At 63.4% G+C, this 9,723-nt stretch carries 1 protein-coding gene; it reads right to left on the bottom strand.

From position 1 onward, the window contains the following. Positions 1-9,377 (bottom strand): autotransporter-associated beta strand repeat-containing protein (locus tag LB558_RS21010; RefSeq protein WP_224699278.1); only part of this gene is annotated, 9,377 nt, incomplete at its 3' end. Positions 9,378-9,723: the final 346 nt, after the last annotated feature.

Raw genomic sequence — 9,723 nt, 5'->3', positions numbered from 1 at the left:
CCGTTGTTCGTCAAAGTGCCGCTGTAATCGAAGACCCGGTAGACGCCAGGACCGAAGCTGCCGCCGGCCGACGCGGACACATTGAGCGTGCCGTCGAGGACAAGATTGCCACCGACCGTGGTGAGGTCGTTGAGCGCGCCACCCACGACATCGGCCTCGCCGAAGGAATAGTTCAGGATCGAGCCGCCCGAAAGCGACAGGTTGCCGGCGATTGCCAGCGTACCCGGCGTGCCGTCAACGGGTCCCGGCGACAGCGTCGCGCCGTCGGCGATCGTGACGTTGCCGCCGATCTTGCCCTTGCCGCCGAGCGTGGCGCCGATCTGCACCGAGGTCAGCCCGGTTGCAGCACTCTGGTCACCATCGACATAGAGGCCACCTGCCGCGACCGTGGTTGTACCGGCATAGGTATTGGTGCCGGTCAGCGTCAGCGCCGAACTGCCCGTCTTGGTCAAGCCGCCCGCGCCACTGACCAGGCCGGAAAGCGTCAGGTCGGCATCGGTCTGGAACGTCTCGTTGCCCGCATTGAGCGTGACGTCGCGTGCCGAGCCGAAGGCCGCGGTGTTTTGCAGCGTGGCGCCATTGTCGAAAGACAACGCGCCCGCCGAATCGCCAAGGTTGGCGTCGGCCGAGACCTGCAGCGTGCCGCCCTCGATTGCCGTGCCGCCGGTGTAGGTGTTGGTGCCGGCAAGCACGAGCGTTCCTAGATCGGTCTTGACGAGTTGCGAGCTGCCCCGAAGCACGGAGGCGATAGTTGCCGTGTAGCCCGCACCCGGCAACGTTCCGTCGCCGACCCGGATCGTCGACTGCGGCCCGAGCAGTTCGATGTTCTGGCCCTGGATCAGATAGCCGTCGGTAGCGAACTGCATGCCGGCGGCCTGGACCTGGCCATTGGTGTTGTCGACGCTGACCGTACCGGCCGAGCCGGCGAAGATTGCGAAACTGCCGTTGGTGAACGCGGCGTTGAGGTCGCCGGCCGGCCCAGTCCAGTTGTCGTCGCCAGCCGCCCGCCAGGTGCCGTTGCCACCATTGACAGCGTTGTTGCTCTTCGGGCCGGCATCGCCGTCCCAGAAATTGAGCGTCATGGCGCTGATGTCGACCAGGTTGACCTGCCCGGCTATCGAGGTCTGGACGATGTGCGTCGGCGAGTTGCTGTCCAGTCCGTTGTCAGTCAGGTTGCCGTCATAGCTGATCACGCGATAGATGCCGGGGCCAAAATTGCCGCCCGAGGACTGGGTGACATTGATAGCGCCATTGAGCGCCAGATTGCCATGCACGACGGTCAGGTCGTTATAGGCACCACCTACTACGCCAGCCTGCCCGAAGGAGTAGTCAAGGTTGGAGCCAGCAGCCAGTTGCAGACTGCCATTGATGGTCAGTGTCCCGGGTGTCGTGCCGAGGCCACCGGGGGCCAGGGTAGAGTCTGGCGCAAGGGTTACGTCGCCGCCGATTATACCATTGCCGCCCAACGTGCCGGCGTTGACGGTGGTCAGGCCGGTTGCGGCGCTCTGGTCGCCATTGATGTAGAGGGAGCCGCCGAGGACCCTCGTCGTGCCGGCATAGCTGTTGTCGGCGGTAAGCACGGTGGTGCCGGAGCCAACCTGGGTGATCTGGCCGCTGCCGGAGATCAGGCCATCAAAGCTATAGGTGTCGGAGCGATCGAAGCCGAGATTGCCGTTATCCACGACATCGCCCAGGATCGAGCCTGTGGTGCCCCCAGAGCCAAGCTGCAGAACCCCGTTCGCAATGGTGGTGCCGCCGGTATAGGTATTGTCGCCGCTGAGGGCGAGAAATCCAGGACCACCAGCTGTTAGTGCCCCGGTCCCCTCGATCGTGCCGGCTAGGTCCACAAAATTGTCGACGTTGATGGCACCGCCGCCGGCGTTAAGCGTTGCGTCTCGTGCAGAATTGAAGCCGAACCCGGAGACATGCAGTGTGCCGCCGTCGAACGTGACATTGCCGGCTCCATTGCCGAGATTGGCATCGCTACTGACCTCGATCGTCCCGCCATTGATGACGGTGCCGCCCTGGTAGGTGTTGGCACCGGCAAGAATGAGCGTGCCGCTGCCCTCCTTGGTCAGCGCCCCTGCCCCTGCAACGATGCCGTTCAGCCCCAGGGTGGTCGCAGCGTCCGTATCGAAAGTGCCGCCGCCCGCATTGAGCGCAACGGCGCGCGCCGAACTGATGATGGCCGTCGTGTGCAGCGTGCCGCCGTCCAAGCTGAGCGCCCCGCCACCAGCACCGAGATTGGTGTCCGAGGAAATCTGGACCGTGCCGCCGTTGATGGCCGTGCCGCCGCTGTAGCTGTTGGTCCCCGACAGCACCAGCGTGCCGGCATCGGTCTTCACCAGCTGGCTGCTGCCCGTCAGGTTGGACGCAATCGTCGCGACATAGGTTGCACCGGCCAGCGTGCCGTCGCCGACGCGGATGATCGACTGCGGGCCGACGAGCGCGATGGCGCCCCCCTGGACTCGATAGCCGTCGGTGGTGAACTGCATGCCGGCGGCCTGCACTTGGCCGTTTGAGATGCTGTCTACGGTGACAGTGCCGGCGGCTCCCTGGAAAATTGCGAAACTGGCATTGGCGAAGGGCGCGGCGAAAAGGCCGGTGCTGTCGGTCCAGTTCCGGTCGCCGGCCGCGCGCCAGGTGCCGCTGCCGCCGTCGACGGTGCCATTCGAATGCGGGCCGACGTTGCCGTCCCAGAAGCTGAGCGCCAGACCCGCCGAATTGATCAGGTTGACCTGCTTGGCCACCGCGGTCTGCACGAAATAGTTGGGATCGCTGACGTCGAGAATGTTGTTGGTCAGCGAGCCGGTATAATTGATGATGCGATAGACGCCGGGGCCCAGATCACCGCCGGGGCTTTCGGTGACATTGAGCGTGCCGTCGAGCGTCAGGTTGCCGCCAACATTGATGAGGTCGTTGAGCGGACCGCCAGGTATACCGGCTTGGCCGAAATTAACGTTGAGGGTTGAGTCACCCAGCGCAAGGCTGCCATTGATGGTAAGAGTCCCAGGGACATTGCCTGCGCCGCCGGGGGCAAGCGTAGCGCCATCGGCAACGGTGACGCTGCCGCCGATGATGCCGCTACCACCAAGCGTGGCGCCGGTCGCAACAGTCGTCTGGCCATTGGCGGCCGACTGGTTCCCGTTGACGAGTAATGTACCCGCATTGACGTTGGTCGCACCGGTATAGGTGTTGGCGCCGGTTAGCGTCGTGATCCCGGTGCCTAGCTTGTTAACCGAACCCGTGCCCGAGATCAGCCCGTCGAAGCTGTAGTTATTGTTCAGGTTGAAGGCCAGCGTGCCGTTGTTAGCCACGGTAGGTGTCGTCAAGGTGCCCGCTGTCGCGCCGCTGCCCACCTGGAGCGTCCCGCCCTGGATGGTCGTCCCACCGCTGTAACTGTGGTCACCAACAAGCGTCAACGTTCCGCTGCCCTGTTTGTCCAGGCTCTCGAACCCGCTGATGCCGGCGCCCTGCACTGTGCGATTTACCGTGTTGATGACCCGGAGCGTGTCGCCCGGGCCCGTCTCGCCGCCGGTGCCGCCGTTGACTGTTCCGGTGAGAACTCCGCCGTCATTGAGCGTCAGCGTGTCGTTGCCGGCGCCGAGGTTGAGCGCACCGGCGCCGGTGTTCAACGTCCCGGTCAGATTGACGATGTCGCTGCCGCCGCCGAGGTCGCCACTGGCCCGCAGCGTGCCGGCTGCGCCGACGGTGATCGCGCTTGCACCGGCGTCGCCGGTGATGGCCGACGTGCCTCCCCCGGTCGCACCCACCGTCCCGTTGACAGTAAGCGCCGAGGTGCCGGTCATCGTCACCGTCGGCGTTGTCAGCCCGCCATTCACCTGGAGCGTGCCTGCGCTGACGCTGGTTCCGCCGGTATCGTTGCCGGCCGCAGTCAGCACCGTTGTGCCGGTTCCGATCTGCGCCAACTGGCCGGCACCGCTGATCGTGCCGGCGAAGGTAAATGCATCGGATCGGTTGAAGCCGAGCACCGCGCCCGCGCTGACGTTGCTGCTCGCGCTAGCGATCGAACCCGTGGTACCTCCATTGCCGATGTAGAGGATGCCGGCGTTGACGTTGGTGTTGCCGGTGTAGGTGTTGGTGCCGGTGAGATACCAGGTGCCGGTGTCGTTCTTGGCAAGCGTCGTCGTACCGATGGTGCCGTTCGTGATACTGGCGGCCATGAGATTGGCGCCGGAGTTCGAGCCGCCGAGCGCCACGACGCGCGCGCCTCCCCCTCCCACAACACCGGTATTGGTGAAGGCAATTGCCCCCGCACCTGCGGACTCTATGAAGGTGACGCCCGCGGAGAGTGTAAACAAGCGATCGGTCGTATCGCCGGTGCCAGTATAGCGAAGCGTCGAACCGTTGCCGATCACGAGATTGGACGCGGCGGACGTCGCAGCGCCGATGCTGCTGGCCGAACCACCATTCGCAAGCTTGTCGACGCCGAGTACGCCGCCGTTGACTGTCGTGACGCCCGAATAAGTGCTGTTTGGGTTGGTCAGGATCCAGGTACCGGTGTCTTCCTTGGTGAAGGACGTCAGCCCCGCGCCGTTGTCGGTGATCTGCGGCGCGAAGGAGTTCTTGTCGGTATTGGTACCTCCGAGCCTGATTGTCTGAGCCGTGCCGGGGCTCGAGTAGGCAATAGCACCGGAGTTGGCGAAGATCAGCGCTCCAGTGCCCGAAGCCTCGATCTTGCTGGTCGCCGATGCGCCCAGTGTGAACAAACGATCGGTGCTGCCGCCCGCGCCTATATAGCGCAAGGTGCCGCCGTTGAGCACCAGATTGCTTGCGGCTGCACTGGAGGCGCCGATCGAGCTATTGCCACCGCCGTTTCCCAAACAGGAGACCGCCAGGATCCCGTTATTGATCACGGTCGATCCGGTGTAGCTGCTGGCGCAGCCACTGAGAGTCTGAAGTCCTGCTGCTCCGCTCTTGCTCAAGCCGCCCGCGCCGCTGATCACGCCGGCATAGGTCTGATTCGATCCATTGCTGATGGTCAGCGTCGCGCTTTTGAGATCGACATTGCTTGTTGTGAAGGCGCCGGTCAGACTCGAGACGGTCGTGTTGAAGCTGTTCAAGTCCAGGGTCGTGGAATCTGACAAACTCATGCCGCCGGTGCCGAAAGCGTTGATCGACCCCGCTCGCAAAGTGCCAGCCGCGACGCTGGTGCCGCCCGTGTAGGTATTCGAACCGGAGAGCACGAGTGTGCCCGGGCCGGATTTCGACAAGGCGCCCCCGCCGACGACCGCGCCGCTGAACGTCAGTGTGGCACCGGCATTGTTTACGTCGAGACTGCTGGTTCCGCTTTGCAGCGTAAAGCCGCGGTTTGTGCTGACGGTCGAGCCGGTGTACTGCAGCGTCCCGCTGGCAAGCACCAGGTTTCCAGAGGCGGCGCCGGAAGCGCCAATGCCGCTCGCAAGCCCGCCATTGGCCAAGCAATCGACGCTTAAGGTGCCGCCGTTAATGGTGGTCGCCCCACTGTAATTGTTGCCGCAGCCGGACATCGTCTGGGTGCCGGGTCCCGACTTGGTCAGGCCGCCCGTGCCACTGATGGCGCCCGAGAACGCTGAGTTGAATCCGTGCGTGATCGTCAACGTGCCAGACCCGACCGACACAGCACCCGTCCCGGCAAGCCCGGCCACGCTGTTGCTGAAATTGTTCAGGGCGAGCGTTGCGCCGAAATTCACCGTTGCGATAGCCGATCCGAACGCCTGGGTAGACCCCGCCCGCAGGACCCCGGCGTTGACGACAACATTGCCTGCGAAGTTGTTCGTGCCGGCGAGGACCAGCGTGCCGGCTCCGTTCTTGAAGAATCCTGCCGGACCGGTGGCAGTTCCACTAAGGGTCAGGGTGGAGGCAGCGTTGGTCACGCTGATCGTGCTGGCACTTTGGAGCGTGAACCCCCTGTCGCTCGAAGCCGTGGCGCCGATGTAAGATAGTTCACCGCCGTTCAGGATGAGATTGGCCGAGTCGTTGCTCGAGGCGCCGATACCGCTGGCGAGGCCGCCATTAGCCAGCGTACCGACCGCCAGCGCACCGCCGCTGATGGTTGTGACACCGATATAGTTGTTGCCCGCGTTGGCCAGTGTCAGCGTGCCGGCTCCGGTCTTGGTTAGACTGGCGTTGTCTGAGCTGGTGACGACCCCGCCGAAGGTGAGGTTGGTGCCGTTCTGGCTGACATTGATCGTGTTCGAGGTGATCGCGCCGTTGGTGCCGATCGTGAACCCGCGGTCACTGCTCGCCGTCCCGCCGGTATAATTCAGCGTCGCGCCCTGGAGCTGGAGATTAGACGGATCGACGGATGCTGCACCGATCGCGCTGGCCGTGCCGGCGTTGGCCACTGAATTGATCGAGAGCGTTCCCCGCGTCACAGTCGTCGCGCCGGTATAGGTGTTCGCCCCGGAAAGCACGACCGTGCCCGCTCCGGCCTTGGCAAAGCCGACCACGCCGGTACTGTCGACGATCTTAGAAGCGATCGTGAAAGTGCCCGTGCCGTTCTGCTGCACGCCCAGCGTGCCACCGCCCGCCGCTCCGGTGATCGAGCCGCCAGTGATCGTCTGGTTAGAGCTCCCCACCGAAGGGGCTACGATGATTGTACCTTCCACCCCAAGCGTGCTGCCGGCTGCTATAGTCACGTTCGAAGTGGCCGCCGCAGTATATTGCAGACCGCCGATTTGGACCGTGCCGCTTACCGTTCCGCCGAAAGGCGTGTTGGGAAAACCGCCGGCATCGCTGATGATCTCGTTGTCGAGCCAGTCCGCTGCGTTATCCTTGTTGACGTAATCCGCTGCGGCAAAAGCGACGATATGCCCGCCCAGTACTTTCGCGTAATCGGAACCGTTGATCGTTGCCCAGCCGCCGAGTGCGCCATCTGCGTTAGCGGTCGCGAAGCTTCCCGTGCTTGGCAAGACGAAATTCACCAGTCCGGCCGCGTGGTTAATGGTGCCAAACGACACGTCCAGGCTAGCGCCCGACAAACTGCCGTCGATGGTATTGTTGCCGCCGGTGATGTTGAGACCGCCGAACGCCTGACTATTGGCCTCGCCGGCCGCACCGATGATATTAAGCCGGCCGCCGCCCATATTCAGTGCCGAGCTGGCCGAGATGATGCTGCTGGTGGGTCCTCCGGCCGGGGAGAAGTCGAGCGTGAGCGTGCCGCCGCCGATCGTCGTCGCGCCCGTATAGGTATTTGCGCCAGTCAGCGTCAGTGCACCAGCGCCAAGCTTGGTCAGGCTGCCGCCGCTGCCGGCAATACTGCCGCCATAGGTGCTGTTGACACCGGCGCCCATGTTGAGGGAAAGGTTCGCTCCTCCGGTCGCGAGCGTGCCTCCGGTGCCGGTCAGCGACGTGGCCGACATGTTGAACCCGTTAAGGTCGAGCATACCGGCGGTCGTCGTAATACCGGTCGTGGTGCCGAATGCCGAGGCGCTGCCGGCACGCAAGGTGCCACCGTTGACCGTTACCGCGCCCGTGCGGCTATTTGCACCCGTTAGGACCCAGGTGCCCGATCCAGCACTGACGAGATTGCCGTTGCCGGAGATCGCGCCCGAGGCCGTATTGATGCCGCCATAGCTGCCGCCCAGCGTCAGGTTGTTGTTGCTGGCACCCCCAAAAACAACGGCGCCGCCGAGCGCCAACGCCCCGGTGCCGTTATTGAGTATGCTTCCGCTCGGACCAAAGCGGGCCGCACCAGTGCCACCAATCGCCCATGAGCGGTTGCTGCTGCTTCCTGTCCCGGTGTAACTCAGCACGGAGCCGTTCTGGATGGTGATACCTCCGGCCGTGCCGGTGCCGAATGAGCTGGTCGAGCCGGTGTCAGCAAGCACCGATGCGTTCACGGTCACCACGTCATTGGCGGCACCGGAACCGAGCCCGATGATCGTCGGGCCAGTATAGTTGTTGAGTCCCCCTAACGTGATGTTCCGGCCGGCGCCGCCGCCGCTGAAACGAATGGTCCGGTTGCTGGCGCTGCCGATAACGCCGAGCAGATCCATATCGGCGGTGCTCGCCTCGAATACCAGAACCGAGCCGGTGCTGGGGTCCGTGCCCGTAAGATTGCCGGTAAGGACGAGCGTGCCAGTGCCCTGATTCGCAAAGATAACGTTACTGCTGCCCAGAAATTCCCAGGAGCGATCCGAAGTATCGCCGTCGCCCTTGTAGGAAAGTGTCGACGTGCCCACCGCTGTGGCCTGGATCGTCGCGTTCGCGCCACTTCCCGCTCCCAGCGAGCTCGCCAGACCCGCGTTGCGGACGGATGTGAAAGACGCGTTGCCGGCGAAGACGAACGAGGTCGCGCCGGTATAGTCGTTCGTATCATCCGTCATATTCGCGCGGGTGACGACCTGTAGGCCACCGATCCCGGTGAAGTGCGCATCCCCCGTGCCCGCCTCGGCGATCTGGGCCTGGGTGCCGGTAAGATTGATCGTTCGCCCTGCGAGTGATGCGAGCGCATCCAGCCGGGCACCATCGGCCAGCGTTATGACGTTCGACAGATCCCCCAGGGCTGCACTGGTGCTCACGATCGTCCGGCCGCCGCTGAGGTTGATGGCGCCCGTGAAGTTGGTGGTACCGGTGATGTTCGCCGTCCCGGCTGCGACGGTGAGGGTGCCTGTGAGGCTGTTGGTACCCGAAAGGTTCAGCGCCCCGGCATTGAGGATAATGTTACCGGCAATGTTGTTCGATCCGGAGAGCGTCAATGTGCCGGCGTTGACAGAGATGCCACCGGTGAAGCTGTTGCTCGATGACACCGTCAAAGCGCCGCCGCCGGTCTTGGTGAATCCTGCGGTGTTCGCCAACACAGCGCTGATCGTGCTGCCACCGGTTACGACGTTAATCGTCGGCGTCGCGCCGTTTATGGTGAGGGTGTTGCCGGCACTACCCGTGACGGTGTAATTGTTGACATCAAATTCGAGACCACCCACGGTGAAAGGCGCGCCGAGGGTTACCGTGCCGGCGGTGGTGGCGAAGATCGCCTTATCCTGATTGCCATTGTTCCAGGCCGTGTACGGACCGCTGACCCCGTTGGTATTCGGGCTCCACAGCAGACCGGCCGTGGTCCATGTGCCGGTCCCACCGCTGCCGGGAGTCGTGCCATTGGCGTCCCAATAGAAATCCGCGGCGGCCGCCGGCCCCGAGGCCAATCCCAGCAGCAAGGCAGCCGACAGCAGCCGGGAAGTCCAGGTTTTCGGCATGTCAGAAACAACTTGAGCCGCGTTGGGCGCGAAGCTCGCCGCCTCGCCCTTCCACTTAGTCATGCGGCCGCCACGCAGGATGTGCGAAAAGGCGGTCGCCGCCGGCGTTTCGCTTTCTCGTTTAGTTTTTTTCGACTGGCGCTGGGTTCCGCTTGCCTGGTGCCTGGTCGTCTGCTGCATGGTCAATCGCCCCGAAGGCCTAACGGTCCGAACGGGCTCCATTTGAGAATGATGTTTGTTGACAGGCCATCACCAGGACGACACTCCGTCCAGATGGGACAAGTGTTCAGCTATGGTTGAATAGGAAGAATTGCGGGAGACTTTTCCTGATCGAAAGGCAGATTGTTCTTGTCGCAATGAGCCCTCCCCGATTCAACGCTAAACCTAGGGATACCCTAAGGAGACTAAAGATCAATGAAAAAATATCGGCAGGCGATGTGTTTAGTAACCGTATCCATAACGCCACAGTACCTCTTTTAGCTAATGCCTACTCTGGCCCGATGAAACGGCCAGATCTGGCCCGGCC

The organism is Mesorhizobium sp. CO1-1-8 (assembly GCF_020164875.1).
Classification (GTDB): domain Bacteria; phylum Pseudomonadota; class Alphaproteobacteria; order Rhizobiales; family Rhizobiaceae; genus Mesorhizobium.
Note: the sequence above shows the minus strand (reverse complement) of the source record. Positions and strands in the feature narration are given on the sequence as shown.